The following is a 17,551-nucleotide window of genomic DNA, read 5'->3' on the forward strand; positions in this document are numbered from 1 at the left end:
GCTGGTCAACGCGGCCCTGTTGCGCTGGTTCCCCTGTTCCGCTGAGGGCCGAGGCGGTGTATCAGGGGCGATAACCCTGTTCAGGACCATTCGTGCCCCAGTCTGCAAAAAAGCCCTTCATCGACGTGCTCTCCGGTCAGCGCCAGAGCATCCCGCCCATGTGGATGATGCGGCAGGCCGGCCGCTATTTGCCGGAATATCGCGAGGTGCGCGCCAAGGCCGGCGGCTTCCTCGATCTCTGCTTCAACCCGGAGCTTGCGGCCGAGGTGACGCTGCAACCGATCCGAAGGTTCGGCTTCGATGCCGCGATCATCTTCTCGGACATCCTGGTGATCCCCTACGCGCTCGGGCGCTCGGTACGGTTCGAGGTCGGCGAGGGCCCGCGGCTGGATCCGCTGGATGATCCCGCCAAGGTCGCGACGCTGGCGCCGCGCGCCGACTTCGGCAAGCTCGAGCCGGTGTTCGAGGCGCTCAAGCTCGTGCGCAGCGCTCTGGACCCGAAGATCGCGTTGATCGGCTTCTGCGGCGCGCCGTGGACGGTCGCGACCTATATGGTCGCAGGCCAGGGCACGCCCGACCAGGCGCCGGCACGGATGATGGCCTACCGGCATCCGGAGGCGTTCGCTGAAATCATCGACGTGCTGGTCGACAACTCCATTCAGTATTTGCTGGCCCAGCTCGACGCCGGCGCCAACGCCTTGCAGATCTTCGACACCTGGGCCGGCGTGCTGCCGCCGACCGAATTCGCGCGCTGGTCGGTCGAGCCGACGCGGCGCATCGTCGAGGGCGTGCGGGCCAAGGTGCCCGATGCGAAAATCATCGGCTTCCCCCGCGGCGCCGGCGCGCTGCTGCCCGCCTATGTCGAGGCGACCGGCGTCAATGCGGTCAGCATCGACTGGACCGCGGAGCCGGCCTTCATCCGCGAGCGCGTGCAGAGCAAGGTCGCCGTGCAGGGCAATCTCGATCCGCTGGTGTTGATCACGGGCGGTGCCGCGCTCGACCGCGCGGTCGACAACGTGCTGGCCAATTTTGCGCAAGGGCGCCTGATCTTCAACCTCGGCCACGGCATCCAGCCGGAAACGCCGATCGCCCATGTCGAACAGATGATCAAGCGCGTGCGGGGCTGATCGCGGACGGTCTGTCCGCATCGTCATGGCCGGGCTCGTCCCGGCCATCCACGCCTTGCCACGCTGCACGAAGAACGTGGATGCCCGGGACGAGCCCGGGCATGACGAGCTGTTGAGGTCGGCTCAAACATGAAAACGCGAAAACAACCCCATGCACAATAGACAAGTCATTGAAAAAGCTGGGCCGGCATGAGGCGGCTCTGACCCGCGTTTGACACGTCGGGCAAAACAGGCGCGGTGTTTTCGCAATGAGGCTCAGCGCAGCCGGCTGCGCTCGATGATCTCGGCGGCGCCCTTCATCAAGAGATCAAGACCTACCGCACGGCCTAGCTCGCGCGGGCGATTGGCGGGACCTTCGCGCGAAGCCTCGATGATGGTGTTGCCGGAGAGGTCGAGCACGGACGCGGTCAGCGACATCCGATCGCCCGCGATGGTCGAGAAGCCCGCCACCGGCGAATTGCAGTGGCCGTTCAGCACCCACAGTACTTCGCGCTCGGCATCCGCAGAGGCATGCGCGGCGGGATCGTCGATCGATGACAGGATTTTTCGCGTTTGCCAGTCCTGCGCCGCGCATTCGACGGCGACGATGCCCTGCCCCGCCGCGGGCAGCATCTCCGCCGCTGTGAATTCGTAGCCGATGCGGCCGGCGAGGCCGACACGGTCGAGCCCCGAACGCGCCATGATCAGCGCATCGGCCGGCCCCACGGTGCCGCCATCCGGCAGGCGCTGCTTCTCGCCATTATCGAGCTTGCGCACCCGCGTATCGGCCGCGCCGCGGAAGTGGATGACTTCGACATCCGGAAACAATCGGCGCGCATAGGCGGCACGGCGCACGGCGTTGGTGCCGATCTTGAACCCTTTGCCGCCGGACTGACGCAGCGCCTGCAATGTCACGCCGTCGCGCAGCACCAGAGCGTCGGTCGGCGGATCGCGCGACAGCGTGGCGCCGATGACGAGGCCGGGCGTATCCTCGTTGCCGGGCATGTCCTTCAGCGAGTGCATCGCCGCCTGCAATTCCCCTGATAGCACGGCGGCCCGGATCTGCGCCACGAAGGCGCCGCCCTTGCCGCCGTGGGGCAGCAGCTTGCTGGTCTGGTCGAGATCACCCGTGGTGTCGAACTTGACGATCTCGACATCGAGACCGGGCACGGCAGCGGTCAGGCGGCGCGCGATCTCTTCCGTCTGTGCCAGCGCCATCGCGCTCTTGCGGGTGCCGATCTTCAGTCGCGTGGCCAAGCAATTGTCCTTTCGAGCCGCGAATTACCGCGCATCCTCCAATATCATGTCGGAGGCCTTTTCGGCGATCATGATGATCGGCGCGTTGGTGTTCCCCGAGACGAGGTCCGGCATGATCGAGCCGTCGACGACGCGGAGGCCTTCGAGGCCCCGCACCTTCAGCCGCTGATCGACCACCGCGAGCGCGTCGTTGCCCATACGACAGGTCGAGGTCGGATGGTAGATGGTGCTGCCGCGCTCGCGGCAATAATCCAGTATTTCGGCATCCGTGGATACCTTCGCCCCGGGGTCGTACTCGCTGACCACGAACGGCTTCAGCGCCGGCGCATTTAGGATCTTGCGCAGGATCTTGATGCCCTCGACGTTGGTGGCGCGGTCGGTCTCGGCCGACATGTAGTTGATGCGGATCTCAGGCGGCACCGTCGGGTCGGCGCTCCGGATGCGCAGGGAACCGCGACTCTCGGGACGGAGCTGGCACACCGAGGCCGTAAAACCGGAGAAATCGTGCAGCTTCTCCCCCATCTTGTCGGTCGAGAACGGCAGGAAATGCACCTGGATATCGGGCGAGGCCAGCCGCGGGCTGGTCTTGAAGAACGCGCCGGCCGTGCCGGCGGCAATCGTCAGCCAGCCCTTGCGGAACAGCGCATAGCGCGCGCCCGCCATGGTGCGGCGGAGTGGATGATTGACGGTGTCGTTGAGCGTGATCTTCTGCGAGCAGCGCATGACGATGCGGACCTGCATGTGGTCCTGGAGGTCGTGACCGACACCGGCTGCGTCCAGCACCACGTCGATGCCGTGCTTGCGCAAGAGATCAGCGGGACCGACGCCGGAGAGCTGCAACAGCTGCGGCGAGTTGTAGGCGCCGCTCGACAGTACGATTTCCTTCCGCGCCCGGGCGCGGCGTACGTTCGCGCCTTGCCGATATTCGACGCCAACGGCGCGGCGGCCCTCGAATAGCACGCGCTGGCCGAGCGCGCCCGTTTCGATCCTGAGATTGCTGCGCGCCTTGGCGGGGCCGAGATAGGCCACCGAGGTCGAGGCGCGGCGGCCGTTGCGCGTCGTGGTCTGAAACAGGCCGACGCCTTCCTGCGTGGCACCGTTGAAATCAGGGTTGTAGGGCAGACCGGTCTCGACCGCGGCGTCGATGAAGGCTTTCGACAGCGGGTCGGTGACGATCATGTTAGAGACCGGCAGCGGCCCGTCCGTGCCGTGATATTGATCGGCGCCGCGCGACTGGTTCTCGGCCTTCCTGAAATAGGGCAGCACGTCGTCATAGCCCCAGCCGGTGTTGCCGAGCTGGCGCCAGCGGTCGTAATCCTCGTGCTGGCCGCGGACATAGAGCAGACCGTTGATCGAGCTCGAGCCGCCCAGCGTCTTGCCGCGCGGCTGAAACACCTTGCGGCCCTTCAGCTCGGGCTCGGGCTCAGTCTGGTACATCCAGTTGACGCTCTTCTCCTTGAACAGCTTGCCGTAGCCGAGCGGCACGTGGATCCAGATGTTGGTATCCTTTGGGCCAGCCTCGAGCAGCAGGACGCTGTGCTTGCCGTTCGCAGAGAGCCGGTTGGCAAGCACGCAGCCGGCGGAGCCGGCGCCGACGATGATGTAATCGAATTCGGGATCGGATGGCGTAAGGGCGGAGTTTGCGTTCATGCGCTACTGTTCTTCTTGTTGGTGCGGGGCGTTTCCGTATCGTCACTAGCACAATCATGCAGCGGCGCGCAGCGCCTCGACCAGCGACTTGAACGCACGGGCATATTCCGCGCCCGCCCTTGCGATATCGGCCCGACCGGCGCAGGCGACGGCGGCCTCCGTGACCGCGCCAAGCAGCAGCCGCGCCAAGGGCTCGACCGGCTGTCGCGCGATCAGGCCGGCGTCCATCGCCGCGGACAGCGCGCGCGGGAGCTTGCCGCCGAAGTGCTTTGCGTCGATCTCGCGCCAGCGCTCCCAGCCGAGCACCGCCGGGCCATCGTGCAGGATGATCTGGCCGGTCGGGCCGTTCGCGGTCGCGGCGAAGTAATGCTGGGTGCCGGCGACCATCGCGGCAAGCACGTCCTTCTCGGCGCGGGCGGCACCGTCGATCTCGACGACGAGGTCGCGCGAGACCTGATCGAACACGGCCTCGAACACCGCCTCTTTGGTCTTGAAGTGGTGATAGACCGCGCCCTTGGCGATGCGGGCTCCATCCGCGATCTCATCCATGGTGGTGGCGGCAAAGCCTTTCGTCCCGAACAGGCGGCGCGCCGCCGTCAGGATCGCCTCCAATGTCGCGGCCCGCCGCTCCGCCTGCTTCGCCATGAGTCTCGTCTAATCCAATCGCGCTCAGGCCGCCAGTTGACTTTTCGACCACCAGTCGGTATTTACCGACTATAAGTCGGTTTTTATCCTGAGGTGCGCCATGCCGAACAGTGACATCGTCGAAGCGTTTGCCAGGCGCCTGGAGGCCGGGGATTTCATCGGCGCGATCGAACACTTCTATGCGCCGGATGCCGCAACCTACGAGAACAACGCCGCCCCGACGGTCGGGCGGGAAAAACTGGTAGCGAAAGAGCGCGGCGTGCTGGCGGCGACCAAGGAGGTCAAGGCGGCACGCATCGGTCCGAGCCTGATCGAGGGCGACCATGTCGCCACACGCTGGACCTTCAGCTTCACCAATGCCGAAGGCGTCACGCGGACGCTGGACGAGATCGCGTGGCAAACCTGGCGCGGCGACAAGCTGGTCGAGGAACGCTTTTACTATGACCCGAAGCAGCTGGGGCGCTGACGCTGCTTACGCGGCGCGTTCCTTGCCCGACCGTTCGTCCGGCTGTTCGTCTCCGGAGATCGTGGTCTCCTCCAGCCCCTTATCGTAATTGCCGGCGAACCTCTCGATACTATCCGCCCACATCCTCAGCATTGAGATCTGAAAGTTCATGATCGGCTTCAAGGCGTTCATGCCGATGGCCGTCGCCGCGGTAATGCCCCCTTGGGGATTGCGCGCGAAACGATCTGCGTTAGCGGTTTTGTCTGCCATGTCGTTTGCTCCTTCGATCCAGTGTCATGACCTACGTGTCGGTTGTGCACTGCGTGATTCCAAACACTCGGCCAAGACCTGATCTGCCGCGAGTCTCGCACTTCGGTCGTCATGCAATTCATCAAGTTTTTTCAAGTAAGCGACTGCCGCTATTTGCAGGAGATCGAAATTATCTTCGCCGGTATCGCGGAGGTTGGTGACGTAGCGATGGAGTGCGGAACGCCTGTTGTCGTTCTCGCTGATGCCGCTGTGGAGCAGCAGGTAGTTCCGCCAAGCGAACGCACACGCGCCTTCTATGGCCTGAGAAGTCATGTGCACCTCCCAAAGGCCGAGAAAGACTGACGACAGAATTTGTTCCGTCAGTTTCGCAGATGTAACGTTGTTCCGTAGCTGCGCTGCAGCGCGTTTGCAGGCCCCAGGTCGGCGGCGCAACGTGCGGATCTGAACCGATTTGGCCCAACTCGGACCTCTGGCTAGGCCCGCCGGCCTCATGCGTGAACCAAGATACCCAGGCATAGGGCCATCGCCGCGCATTTGTATCGATTTGTTAGCGATGCAACGACTTGAACACGCAGAAGTGGCCGCGCCGGCTGCCGCAGCTAAGGATAATTCATAGTTCGTCAAAGGTTTGCGGCGAATTCTTCCGATCGGGCCGGACAAGCGGCCCATGCTGCAGGCTCTGAAATGCGGACTCAAACGACCAGCTATGTCGCGCGGATGTTCGCCGGCGATCTGTCGGCCTTTGGCGGTCCCGCGACGGACGAAGCCGTGGCCGGCCATATCCGCGCCGAGCAGATGTCGCTCGTGCTCGGCTATTCGGTCGGCATCATGCTCGCCAATGCCTGCAACGCCATCGTGCTCGCGATCGCATTGTGGCAATCGCCGGATAGAATCTCCGCCCTGATATGGGCGACCGCCGTCGCCAGCGCCGCCATCGGGTTCGGTCTGCAATCCCGCGCCGGGCGCCGCATCACCAAGCCGCAATTCGTCTCGCGCCGCGCCATGCATCGGCTGGTGCGAAACGCCTTCGTCCTCGGTGCCGCCTGGGGCATCGTCCCCGTCGCCTTCTTCACCGACGCTTCGACCGGCGGCCAGCTCGTCATCACCTGCCTGTGCTCGGGCATGCTGGCCGGCGGCGCACTCGCCTTCGCCACCATCCCGATCGCGGCCATCGCCTTCACCGCCCCGATCTTCGTCGGGATCGCCATCTGCCTCGGCAGGAACGGCGATCTGGCCTTTCTCCTGATCGCCTTCCTCGTCGTGGTCTATGGCAGCGTGCTGATCCGCGGCGTGTTCGTCAATTCATTCTCGTTCGCGCGGCGCGTCACGCAGCAGATCGAGGCGGAGCGCACGGTGCGCCTCGATCCTCTGACCCACCTGCCCAACCGCGTCGCCTTCAACGAGACGCTCGAGGCTGCGCTGAAGCGGCTGGCGCTGTCCGGCGAGGAGTTTGCGGTGCTCCTGCTCGATCTCGATCGTTTCAAGGAGGTCAACGACAAGTTCGGCCATCCCGCTGGCGACGAATTCCTGGTCCAGGTCGCAAGCCGCCTGCAACGCTGCACGCGCGCCGCCGAGCATGTCGCGCGCATCGGCGGCGACGAGTTCGCGCTGGTGATGGCCAATCTGGCGCGCCCGGAAGATGCGCTCGAGATCGCCGAACGCTTCGTCGCGGCCTTCGACGAGCCGTTCCGCATCGAAGGCCGGCAGATCGCGGGCGCGACCAGCGTCGGCATCGTGCTGGCGCCACGCGACGGCACCGTGCCGCTTGACATCATGAAGAACGCCGACGCCGCGCTCTACCGCGCCAAGAAGGCGGGATCTGGCACGGTCCGTTTCTTCGAGGCAAGCGACGACAGGGTGTCACGCGATCGCAAGGCGCTGCAATCGGACCTCGAAGGCGCGATCGCGCGAAACGAGCTGTTCCTCGTGTTCCAGCCGTTCCTCGATCTCGACGGAAGCCGGATCACCGGCTTCGAGGCGCTGCTGCGCTGGCAACATCCTGGGCGCGGCTTGGTGCCGCCGAGCGAATTCATCCCGATCGCGGAGGAGACCGGGCTGATCCACGAGATCGGCGAATGGGTCATCCGCCGCGCCTGCGCAATGGTTGCCAAGTGGCCTGACGAGATCAGGATCGCCGTGAACTTCTCCGCAGCGCAGTTTCACAACGCCGGCATCCTCCAGGTCATCGTGCAGGCGCTCCGCGACGCGAAGATTGCCCCGCACCGGCTCGAGATCGAGATCACGGAATCGATGCTGCTGTCGAAATACGGCTCGGCCGAGCCGGTCCTGAACGCGCTGCTGCAGCTCGGCGTCACCGTGGCGCTGGACGATTTCGGAACGGGCTTCTCCTCCCTCACCTATCTGCGCAAGCTGCCGTTCAGCCGCATCAAGGTCGACCAGTCCTTTATCCGCGACATGCTGGTGCAGCCCGACTGCGCGGCCATCGTGAAATCGGTGATCGGCCTTGCGCGCGACCTCAACATTAGCGTGGTCGCCGAAGGCGTGGAGACCGCCGACCAGCTCGAATATCTCAGGCAGATCAATTGCGACGAGGTTCAGGGCTATCTGATCAGCCGGCCGGTGTCGGCGGATGGTGTGCTGGCGCTGCTGGAGACGAAGAAGTATCGGGCGACGTTCGCGGCATAGGCGGAATTGAGCCTTGGTGCCGACGACACGGGAGGCGCGCCCTCCCCAGCTTGCGGGGGAGGATTGGGAGAGGGTGCCTCCGCAGAGAGCCCCCTAGAGGAGAGAGCCCTCACCCGCGCCTTCGGCGCCACCTCTCCCGCAAGCGGGAGAGGCGGAGCCCGCGGCGCCGCCCAGTACTCCTGACAGACTTCGGAGCTCGCTTAAATCGCATCCGCCCGCAGCAGCGTGTCCACCGTGATGGTGCCCCGTGCGCGGGAAACGCAGGCGCAGATCTTCTGGTTGGTCTCTTTCTGATGATCGCTGAAGAAGACGTCGCGGTGGTCGATCTCGCCGTCGACCTCTACCACGTCGATGGCGCACAGGCCACATTCGCCGCGCCTGCAGTCGGACATCACGTCGTGACCGCTGGCGTTAAGCACATCCAGCATCGAGCGCTCGCGCGGGATTTCCAGCTCGACATCGGAGCCCTTCAAGCGCACACGGAATGTCTCGGTCGGGAGCGTGCCGCTGGAGCCGAAGGTCTCGTAGCGAAGTTCAGTCAGCGGATGGCCGGCCCCAATCCAGGCTTGGCGCGCGGCATCGAGCATGCGCATCGGGCCGCAGAACAGCGCCAGCGCGCCTTTCGGGACGGAGGCGAACAGGGCCTCGAGGTCGAGCCGCCGGCCTTCGTCGCCGGCATGAACAACCAGGCGATCGCCGAGCAGCGCGGCGAGATCGTCGAGATATGCGGCCTCGCTCCGCGAGCGCACCGCATAATGCAGCGTGACGTCGGCGCCGCGCCGCGCCAGCGCCTGCGCGGCGCCGAGGATTGGCGTGATGCCGATGCCGCCGGCGATCAGACAATAGCTTTCGCGGGACCAGTCCACCGCGAGCAGCGAGGCCGGCTGCGTGATATCGAGCCGCGCGCCCGGTGCGAGCTGCCACATGTAGCGCGAGCCGCCGCGGGAATCCCCGGCACGACGCACGGCGATCTTGAAGCCGGCCGCGGAGGCCTCACCAACCAGCGAATAAGACCGCGTCTCCGGCAGACCGTCGATGGTCACGCTGACGTTGATGTGGCTGCCGACCGGATAGGCCGCGCCGTCAAACTGATCGGGCCGGATCAGGAATTCACGGATGCCGGGGGCGAGATCGCGCGTCGATACGAGCGTCGCCGGAGTCCAGGTTTCGATGAAGCGCATGATGATTGCCCTCAGTCGGTTGCGGACTTGATCAGCGCGAGCGCCGGTAAGAGGTCGAGATGAGTGCGGTTGCGCAACGCGAGGCGCAAATTCCGCACCGCGAGCCGTGCATGCTCCCGCATGATGGCTTCGGCGCGCGCGCCTTCGCGGTTCTCGATCGCGTCGATCACGACGCGATGGTGCTCCTGCCCGATGATCAGGATCTGCTGCGCCTCGGGCAAGGCCGATTGCGCCATCACGAAGCCGCTTGGCGAAGCGAACGGCAACGCCGAGGCGCGGTCGATCTGGCGGATCAGCGGCGGGCTGCGCGACAATTCGGTGAGCAGCGCGTGGAAGCGCGCGTTCAGCGTGACATAGGACGAGAAGGCCTCGATCGAGATCGGCACCTGGCGCAGCAATTCGTCGATCGCAGCCAAGCACTCCTTCAGCGGCTCGAGCTCGCGCGCGGAGACGCCGCGCTCGGCCGCGAAGCGCGCCGCCAAGCCTTCCAGCGTGCCGCGCAGCTCGATGGAATCGGAGATGTCGCGCTCCGAAAACGCCTTCACCATGAAGCCGCCGGACGGGATCGCCTCCAGCAGGCCCTCCTCTTCCAAGCGCACCAGCGCCATGCGCACCGGAGTGCGTGAGGCGCCGGTGGTTTCCACCGCCTGGAGCTCGGAGATGCGCTCGCCCGGGCGCAAGGCGCCCGACAGGATCTGGTCGCGCAGCGCGAGCTGCGCCTTCACGGTCTGCGAGACGGAGCGGTCGACTTCACGCTCGGCCATGACCTACTCCGCGGCCTGAAGGCGCGGCGGTGCGCTTTCCTTCGCCACCATCCTATCGATCAGCTTGCGCGACCACATCGCGCCGGCATCGATATTGAGGTTGTAGAAGATGCGGTCCGGGTTCTCGTCCATGGCGCGCTGCTGCGCTTCGAGGATCAATTCGTCCTCGCGGAAGATGGTGGAGACGCCCTCGCGGATCTCGGACGTGATGCGCTGCTCGCCGAGCTGGTAGTTGCGCACGAAGGCCCAGAAATAGTGGCAGGTCTTCTCGGTCTCCGGCGTGATGGTGTTGAGCACGAAGCCGTTGACGCCCTGCGAGCGGTCGCCTTCCGGCGCGCCGGTGCCAGCAGGCGCGACGCCGACGTCGATCGCGATGGTGCAGGGCGCTTCGAAACGGATGATCTGCCAGCGATCGACCAGGCCGGGCTTGCCGAGCTGCTTGGCCCAGAACGGCGGCGGCTCGATATTCCGCATCCAGCGCGTCACCGTCACCGTCTTCTCGCCATGGGTGACGTCGAACGGCGCCTCGGCGACCGCTTCGTTGCCGATGGACGAGCCGTGCACGAAGGTCTCGTGGGTAAGGTCCATGAGATTGTCGAGCACGAGGCGATAGTCGCATTTGACGTGGATGGTCTTGCCGTCACCGGCCCAGGCCGGATCGTGATTCCAGTGCATGTCGGGGACGAGCGCGGGATCGGCCAGCGCGGGATCGCCCATCCAGAGCCAGATGTAGCGGTGGCGCTCGACCACAGGATAGGAGCGCACGCAGGCCGACGGGTTGATGGTCTCCTGCGAGGGCATGAAGGTGCAGCGCCCCTGCGCGTTGAACTTCAGACCGTGATAGCCGCAGACGACGGTGTCGCCTTCGAGCCGGCCCTTGGACAGCGGCACCAGGCGATGCCAGCAGGCATCCTCGAGCGCAGCGACGGAGCCATCGGCCTTGCGATACATCACGACATGCTTGCCGCAGATCGTCCGCGGCAGCAGTGCCGGCTTCACCTCGGCATCCCAGGCGGCGGCGTACCAGGCGTTCATCGGGAAGGGTTTTGTCATCGGTCTCACTCCCACGGCTTTATGTATGCGTTATGTATACAATAACGGAGAGAAAGAATTGTTCAAGGCCTTATTACACCTATCTAAATACCTATATGGCACATAATGTATACATCTTATCTTGCGTAGATGGGTCAGCAGGGGGAGGCAACCCCTCAGCAGCCCTCATGGCCGGGCTTGTCCCGGCCATCCACGCGCTTGTCGTCCGGCACGAAGAACGTGGATGCCCGGGACAAGCCCGGGCATGACGACCTCTCGCGAACCTTTAGTTGGCGATCCCCTGCCGATCAGGGCCTTACGCCCCGAACACCTTCGCCAAGCCCGCCTGAGCCTCCTCCTGAATTCGCTTCAGGTGCGCGGGACTGCGAAAACTCTCGGCGTAGATCTTGTAGACGTCCTCGGTGCCGGAAGGCCGCGCGGCGAACCAGCCGAAATCGGTCTCGACCTTGATGCCGCCGAACGGCTGGCCATTGCCGGGTGCCTTGCTCAGGGTGCTGCGGACGGGATCGCCGGCGAGATCCTTCAGGCCGAGTTGCTCGGGCGTGACGGACTTCAGGATGTTCTTCTGCGGCCCTGTGGCGGCGACGTCGATGCGGGCGTAATGCGGCACGCCGAACTCGGCGGTGAGGTCGCCAAACAGCTGGCTCGGATCGCGGCCGGTCTTGGCCATGATCTCGGCGGCGAGCAGGCCGAGGATGATTCCGTCCTTGTCGGTGGTCCAGACCGTACCGTCGCGACGCAGGAATGAGGCCCCTGCACTCTCCTCGCCGCCGAAGCCGAAGCCCCCGGTGAGAAGGCCGTCGACGAACCATTTGAAGCCGACCGGCGTCTCGACCAGCTTGCGGCCGAGCTTCCTGGCGACGCGATCGATGATCGAGCTCGACACCACGGTCTTGCCGATCGCGGCATCCTTGCTCCAATTCGGGCGGTGCGCGAACAGATAGAAGATCGCGGTCGCCAGATAATGGTTCGGGTTCATCAGGCCGCCGGTGCGCGTGACGATGCCGTGGCGGTCGGCGTCGGTGTCGTTGGCAAACGCAACGTCGAAGTGGTCGCGCATCCCGATCAGGCTCGCCATCGCGTAGGGCGAGGAGCAGTCCATGCGGATCTTGCCGTCCCAATCCACTGTCATGAAGCGGAAGGTCGGGTCGATCGCCTCGTTCACCACCGTCGCCTTCAGGCCGTAGCGCTCGATGATCGGATGCCAATAATGCACGGCGGCGCCGCCGAGCGGGTCGATGCCGATATTGATGCCGGCGGATTTGACGAGTTCGAGATCGACGACGTTGCCGAGATCGGCGACGTAGGGCGTGACGAAATCGGTGGCGCGGACGTTCGAGGATTTAAGCGCCTTGGCATAGTCCATGCGCTTCACGCCCTTGAGGCCGTCGGCGAGATAGGCATTGGCGTGCTTCTCGACGACGCCCGTAACATCGGTGTCGGCCGGGCCGCCATGCGGCGGATTATATTTGTAGCCGCCGTCCTCCGGCGGGTTGTGCGAAGGCGTGATGACGATTCCGTCGGCAAGGCCGCTGGTGCGCCCCTTGTTGTAGGTGAGGATCGCGTGCGAGATCACAGGCGTCGGCGTGTAGCCGCCGTCCTTGTCGATCATGACGTCGACGCCGTTGGCAGCGAACACTTCGACGGCGCTGACCAGCGCCGGCTCGGCCAGCGCGTGGCTGTCGATGCCGATGAAGAGCGGACCGGTGAGGCCCTTTTCCTTTCGATAGTCGCAGATCGCCTGCGTGGTCGCGAGGATATGGCCCTCGTTGAAGGTGTTCTTGAAGGAGGTACCGCGATGGCCGGAGGTGCCGAACGCCACGCGCTGCGCAGGATCCGTGACATCGGGCTTGCCGGCGAAATAGGCCGTCACCAGCCGCGGAATATTGGTGAGCGCGTCCGGCGAAGCCTGCTTGCCCGCCGCGGGATGAACATCAGCCACTGGATTATCCTCGTTCCGTCGCAACAGAGATAGCGGAGCACCATAGCATTGGCGGGCCCCCCGCCAAGGGCACAACACGCGCGAGGGGAATGGCGTTCCTTTAAGGGATTGCCGTAGCCCGCATGAGCGAAGCGATATGCGGGACCATCTGCCCCGGATATCGCTTCGCTCAACCGGGCCACAGGACGTGCTATGCTTCCCGCCATCGAGGCCCGTCGAATCGTCTTATGGCTCTGTCCCGCAAGCTGCTTCTGCTGTTCGCCGGCCTCGTCGCAGCGGTGACGCCGGCGCGCGCCGCGGAGTTCTACACCGAGGACCTGCGCATCCCCATGGCGGAGGCGGGGCCGCAAGGGCTCGAGGCCTTCCTGGTCCGCCCGGCGGGAGGAAAGCGCTATCCGCTGGCGCTGCTCAGCCACGGCTCGCCGCGCAGTTTCGACGACCGCGCGAGCATGTCCGCGCACAAATATTACGGCATCGCGCTGGAATATGCCCGGCGCGGCTTTGCCGCGCTGATCGTGATGCGGCGCGGCTACGGCACCTCGCCCGGCGGACGCGCCGACAGCGTCGGTGGTTGCGCGAAGGCCGCTTATTTGCCCGCGGCCGCGGTCGCCGTTGCCGATCTGCGCGCCGCGATCGATGCGATGGCGCGCCGCGCCGACGTGACGACGTCGGGCATGATCGCGGCCGGCCATTCCGCCGGCGGGCTCGCAACGATCGCGCTGACCGCGCAGGCTCCGCCCGGTCTCGTCGTCGCGATCAATTTTGCCGGCGGCCGCGGCTCGCGCGACGACGACGACGTCTGCAATCCGGACGGGCTGGTGCAGGCCTTCACCGCCTTCGGCAAGACCTCGCGCGTGCCGACGCTGTGGATCTATGCGACCAACGATTCCTATTTCGGTCCCGAGCTCGCGCGACGCTTTCATGACGGGTTTCGCGCCGGTGGCGGCAACGCGACATTCATCGCGGCGCCGGCTTACGGCGATGACGGTCACTACCTCTATTCGGTGGCAGGCCGTCCGCAATGGACGCCCTATGTCGACGCCTTCCTGCGCGAGCCCGGCCTCCTCGGCCGCGACATCCTGAGCCCACCCGATTCCTTGCCGCCGCCGCGCCAGCTCAACGAGGCGGCTAGAGGCGAGTTCGCGCGCTATCTCGCCAGCATGCTGCCGCACAAGGCCTTTGCGGTGTCGCCGAACGGCGGCTACGGCTGGCGCGCGGGACGCATCACGGCCGACGACGCCCAGCGTGACTCGCTGGCGGCCTGCATGAAATGGTCGCCCACCTGCACGCTCTATGCGATCGACGACCACTTGGCCGGCCCCTCGCAAACGACATCCACCGACCAGAGCGCCCGTGCGCGATAGTAACGGCGCGAGAAGCCGGTTGTTAACTCCGGCGCCTTATGACGGACCCATGCTGTGGGATCGGGCACGCTTCAATCTCGGCGCGACGTGGAGACACGTGGCGGTCATCCTGCTGCTGTCAGCCCCGCTCTGCGCGCATGCGGCGGACGGCAGCACGGAGCTCGGCGCCGGCGAAACGCCGTCGTCCCGGGCCATGATCCGGAAGATCATCGAGAGAGAAACCGCAAACACCAATTTACCAGCCGACATCGCCGAATCGGTCGTCTTCGTCGAAAGCGGCTACAATTCGGCCGTCATCGGCAGCGTGGGCGAGATCGGCCTGATGCAGGTGCGGCCCGAGACTGCGGCGATGCTGGGCTTCCGAGGCAGCGAGGCGGAACTCGCCGACCCCGACGTCAACATTCATTATGGCGTGCTCTATCTCAGCCAAGCCTGGCGTCTGGCCGGCGGGGACGTCTGCCGCGCCCTGATGAAATACCGGGCAGGCCATGGCGAGGAAGCGATGACGCCGCGGTCGCAGGTCTATTGCAACCGGGCCCGCAACCGTCTTGCCGCCATGAAGTCGACCTCGGTCGGGGCCGAAGCGGCTGCCGTTCCGGATTCCGCGCGCCTGCCCCCGGTCGCAGCTATTGCTGTGGCTGCAGCTCCGGCCAAACCGGCGAGCCGCCCGAAGGTGGCGGCGCAGCCCAAAGCCGTCTATGCCCGCTATCGTCAAGGCACCGCGGCCGCCAGCCGCGCCTATTGGGCCGCCCACGAGGCGCGTATCAGCCAGATCAAGGCTCGCATCGAAGCGCGATGGAAGCGCGTCGCATCGCGTTGACGACGATGCTCTACAGCCGCTCGCTGAGCGCGAGCTTGTAGCCGACCCCGGTGACGGTCGCGATCACGGGCGTGCCGCTGCCGACGAGCTTGCGGCGCAGCCGCGCCACCAGCGCGTCGACCGTGCGGATGTCGACCTCGGCCTGGCGGTTGCTGACGACCTCGATCAGATAGTCGCGACTGAGCGGCCGTCCGTCGGCGCCGACCAGCGCCGCGAGCAGATCGAATTCGGCGCGCGTCAACGCGACCGGCTTGCCGTCGCTGCCGAGCAATTCGCGCCGGGTCAGGTCGATGATCCAGTCGCCGAAGGCGATCGAATTGTGGTTGCGCGCCGCCTTGCGGTCGAGCGACCGCCGCCGCAGCACGCTGCGGGCGCGCGCGAGCAGATCGCGCAGATTGATCGGCTTGGTGACGTAGTGGTCGCCCGCGATCTCGAGGCCGAGGATGCGGTCGACGTCGGTGTCGCGGCGCGTCACGAAGATGATGCCCGCGTTGCTGGTCGCCTGGATCTCCTTGGCGAGCTCGAAGCCGTCGCCGTCGGGCAGCTGCAGGTCGAGGAAGACGAGATCGGTGCGCCCGCGCAGCGCCTGGCGGCATTCCGCGCAGGAGCCGGCGCCGACGACGTCGAAATTGTTGTCGCTGAAATAGCCGACCAGCATGGTCCGCGTCACCGGATCGTCCTCGACGACGATCAGCCGCTCGCGGCCGGCGGGACGCAATTCCCGAAGTGCGGTATCAACCACGGTCTTGGCTGTCCTGTGTGCCTGCGCCCCGCCTTGGATTGCCTGCGGCCCGCCTTGGATTGCCTGCGGCCCACCTTGGAAATTCAAGCCGCCGCGCAATGCGCTGTCATGTGAACGGACATTCACGACTTGTTGGAGCCCCCGAAATTAGCCGTGGGAATATTAGGCGCGTTGTGACGCACAAACAATATTGCTCATGGTCTTGAAGCATTAAGTATGAATTGGCCCACAATTCTCATTCTGCGCATCAAATGCGCAGAGATGGCTCCGGCAGGCAGCCCTGCGCCGACCGTGGCAATCGATTCCGCACATTCGGCCCAGGGCTCAGCCGCCGGTTAACGTAAAGAAGGCCTTCGGCTTCGGAAAGCCCACCTGCCCCTCTATTGTCAGGCCTGCACGATGAGAACCACGGAGCAGGCGTGATGCAGGAGCGGGCCCGATTGGCTGCCGGTCGAACCGAGCAAGGCACAGTGCCGTTCGCTCGTTCGCACACCCTCGACGTCCTGCGCGGCCTCGCCATCGCCGGCGTCATGGCGATCCACGTTTCGCAGTCTTTTCCATCGAATATCCACGCCGTCGACTACGCCTTCATGTGCGGCTGGACCGGCGTCAACGTGTTCTACTTCGTCAGCGCCATGACGATGTGCCTGATGTGGACGCAGCGTAGCGGCGAGACGAATCCGACCGGCAAGTTCTATATCCGGCGCTTCCTTCGCATCGCCCCGCTGTTCTGGCTCGCGATCCCCGTCTACCTCGCCATTAACGGCACCGGGCCGAGCGACAATGCACCTGGCGGCATCGGGCCGGTTCAAGTGGTCCTGACCGCGACGTTCCTGCACGGCTTCTGGCCGGACAGCGTCAACAGCGTGGTGCCTGGCGACTGGTCGATCGCAGCGGAGATGACCTTCTATCTCGTCTTCCCGCTTCTGATCACCGCGTTCGGGTCGCGCCGTCATCTCTATCTCGCGCTGGCGATCGTGCTGCATCTCGTCAATGTCTGCCTGTTCAAGCCGTGGGCCTTCGCGCTGTTCTCGGCCTATTACGGCCCGGGCCACGAGGGATTTGTCTGGACCACGCTACATCTCAGCTTCCTGAACCAGCTCCCAGTCTTCCTGGTCGGATGCGCGCTGTTCTTTGCGCTGCGCGACGGCTTCACCAGATCCGACGGTGCGATCTATGTCGCCTTCATCGCGCTGTCCTTCGCCGCCGACCGCGCGACCGGCTCACACGAATTCAACTACCTCATGATCAATCTCGTGCTCGGGGCGCTGGTTGCGGGTTGCATCAAGCTTGCCATCCGCTTCCAGCCGATCGAGGCGCTCGGCCGCAATTCCTATTCGATGTACCTGTCGCACTTCGCGGTGATCTATGGCCTACGTCAGATCTGGCCGCTCGCGGACGGGCTGATCTCGCTGCTCATCGCCTATGTCGTCACCGCCACGCTGAGCTATCTCGTCGCACGCGCGACATGGCATCTGGTCGAACGGCGCGCGCACGACCTGGCGCATCGCCTGACAATGGCGGGATCGGACCGGTCAAGTCTCCGGCCGGCCATCGCCGCCACTGCGGTGGTCATAAGCTGACCGACCGCCCGACCCTGCCGGCCGACGGCTTGCTTCATGGCCGCCTTCGAATCTACTGTGAAGACTCTTCACACTGGAGTGGG

Annotated in this window: 16 protein-coding genes; 6 read left to right on the forward strand and 10 right to left on the reverse strand. The window is 65.2% G+C overall.

The window, feature by feature from the left end; genetic code table 11:
* Window positions 1–92 precede the first annotated feature (92 nt).
* Window positions 93–1,127, forward strand: coding sequence for a uroporphyrinogen decarboxylase (gene hemE, locus XH84_RS01330; protein WP_128916551.1), 1,035 nt, complete (start codon window positions 93–95; stop codon window positions 1,125–1,127).
* A gap of 255 nt (window positions 1,128–1,382) precedes the next feature.
* Here the strand turns inward: hemE and hemC are convergent, their stop codons facing one another.
* Genes hemC through XH84_RS01345 form a run of 3 tightly spaced genes read right to left on the reverse strand, consistent with a single transcriptional unit; the run spans window position 1,383 to window position 4,658 of the window.
* The gene (gene hemC, locus XH84_RS01335; RefSeq protein WP_128916550.1) at window positions 1,383–2,363 is read right to left on the reverse strand and encodes a hydroxymethylbilane synthase; all 981 of its coding nucleotides are present in this window, start codon (window positions 2,361–2,363) and stop codon (window positions 1,383–1,385) included.
* Between the two features lie 24 nt (window positions 2,364–2,387).
* A complete protein-coding gene (locus tag XH84_RS01340; RefSeq protein ID WP_128916549.1) occupies window positions 2,388–4,013 on the reverse strand; it encodes a GMC family oxidoreductase in 1,626 nt (541 codons plus the stop codon).
* 54 nt (window positions 4,014–4,067) lie between these two features.
* Window positions 4,068–4,658, reverse strand: coding sequence for a TetR/AcrR family transcriptional regulator (locus XH84_RS01345; RefSeq protein WP_128916548.1), 591 nt, complete (start codon window positions 4,656–4,658; stop codon window positions 4,068–4,070).
* 100 nt (window positions 4,659–4,758) lie between these two features.
* Between XH84_RS01345 and XH84_RS01350 the strand changes: the two genes are divergently transcribed.
* Complete coding sequence (locus tag XH84_RS01350; RefSeq protein ID WP_128916547.1) at window positions 4,759–5,124, forward strand: nuclear transport factor 2 family protein; 366 nt, start codon at window positions 4,759–4,761, stop codon at window positions 5,122–5,124.
* 6 nt (window positions 5,125–5,130) lie between these two features.
* On the opposite strand, the gene XH84_RS01355 is transcribed toward XH84_RS01350, so the two are convergent.
* On the reverse strand, window positions 5,131–5,373 hold the full coding sequence (locus tag XH84_RS01355; protein WP_128916546.1) for a hypothetical protein: 243 nt from the start codon (window positions 5,371–5,373) through the stop codon (window positions 5,131–5,133).
* 24 nt (window positions 5,374–5,397) lie between these two features.
* Entirely contained in the window at window positions 5,398–5,685 is a 288-nt protein-coding gene (locus XH84_RS01360) for a hypothetical protein (protein WP_128916545.1), read from the reverse strand.
* A 372-nt stretch (window positions 5,686–6,057) separates the two neighbouring features.
* Here XH84_RS01360 and XH84_RS01365 point away from each other — a divergent pair, with 372 nt between their 5' ends.
* Window positions 6,058–8,019, forward strand: a complete 1,962-nt coding sequence (locus XH84_RS01365; protein WP_128916544.1) for a putative bifunctional diguanylate cyclase/phosphodiesterase — start codon at window positions 6,058–6,060, stop codon at window positions 8,017–8,019.
* Window positions 8,020–8,219: 200 nt separating this feature from the next.
* Here the strand turns inward: XH84_RS01365 and XH84_RS01370 are convergent, their stop codons facing one another.
* The 4 genes from XH84_RS01370 to pgm form a co-directional block, all read right to left on the reverse strand.
* Entirely contained in the window at window positions 8,220–9,200 is a 981-nt protein-coding gene (locus XH84_RS01370) for a PDR/VanB family oxidoreductase (RefSeq protein WP_128916543.1), read from the reverse strand.
* A gap of 11 nt (window positions 9,201–9,211) precedes the next feature.
* A complete protein-coding gene (locus tag XH84_RS01375; protein WP_128916542.1) occupies window positions 9,212–9,964 on the reverse strand; it encodes a GntR family transcriptional regulator in 753 nt (250 codons plus the stop codon).
* Window positions 9,965–9,967: 3 nt separating this feature from the next.
* Window positions 9,968–11,017: an aromatic ring-hydroxylating dioxygenase subunit alpha gene (locus XH84_RS01380; protein WP_128916541.1), complete on the reverse strand. Its 1,050-nt coding sequence runs from the start codon at window positions 11,015–11,017 to the stop codon at window positions 9,968–9,970.
* A 295-nt stretch (window positions 11,018–11,312) separates the two neighbouring features.
* On the reverse strand, window positions 11,313–12,959 hold the full coding sequence (pgm, locus tag XH84_RS01385; protein WP_128916540.1) for a phosphoglucomutase (alpha-D-glucose-1,6-bisphosphate-dependent): 1,647 nt from the start codon (window positions 12,957–12,959) through the stop codon (window positions 11,313–11,315).
* Window positions 12,960–13,186: 227 nt separating this feature from the next.
* On the opposite strand from pgm, the gene XH84_RS01390 reads away from it, so the two are divergent.
* Both XH84_RS01390 and XH84_RS01395 read left to right on the forward strand, forming a co-directional pair.
* The gene (locus XH84_RS01390; protein WP_128916539.1) at window positions 13,187–14,323 is read left to right on the forward strand and encodes an alpha/beta hydrolase family protein; all 1,137 of its coding nucleotides are present in this window, start codon (window positions 13,187–13,189) and stop codon (window positions 14,321–14,323) included.
* 49 nt (window positions 14,324–14,372) lie between these two features.
* Window positions 14,373–15,143: a transglycosylase SLT domain-containing protein gene (locus XH84_RS01395; protein WP_128916538.1), complete on the forward strand. Its 771-nt coding sequence runs from the start codon at window positions 14,373–14,375 to the stop codon at window positions 15,141–15,143.
* A 10-nt stretch (window positions 15,144–15,153) separates the two neighbouring features.
* On the opposite strand, the gene XH84_RS01400 is transcribed toward XH84_RS01395, so the two are convergent.
* Entirely contained in the window at window positions 15,154–16,011 is an 858-nt protein-coding gene (locus tag XH84_RS01400; RefSeq protein ID WP_128916537.1) for a response regulator transcription factor, read from the reverse strand.
* Between the two features lie 314 nt (window positions 16,012–16,325).
* Between XH84_RS01400 and XH84_RS01405 the strand changes: the two genes are divergently transcribed.
* The gene (locus XH84_RS01405; protein ID WP_245471564.1) at window positions 16,326–17,468 is read left to right on the forward strand and encodes an acyltransferase family protein; all 1,143 of its coding nucleotides are present in this window, start codon (window positions 16,326–16,328) and stop codon (window positions 17,466–17,468) included.
* Window positions 17,469–17,551: the final 83 nt, after the last annotated feature.

Origin of the sequence: Bradyrhizobium nanningense (assembly GCF_004114535.1) — a bacterium.
Classification (GTDB): domain Bacteria; phylum Pseudomonadota; class Alphaproteobacteria; order Rhizobiales; family Xanthobacteraceae; genus Bradyrhizobium; species Bradyrhizobium nanningense.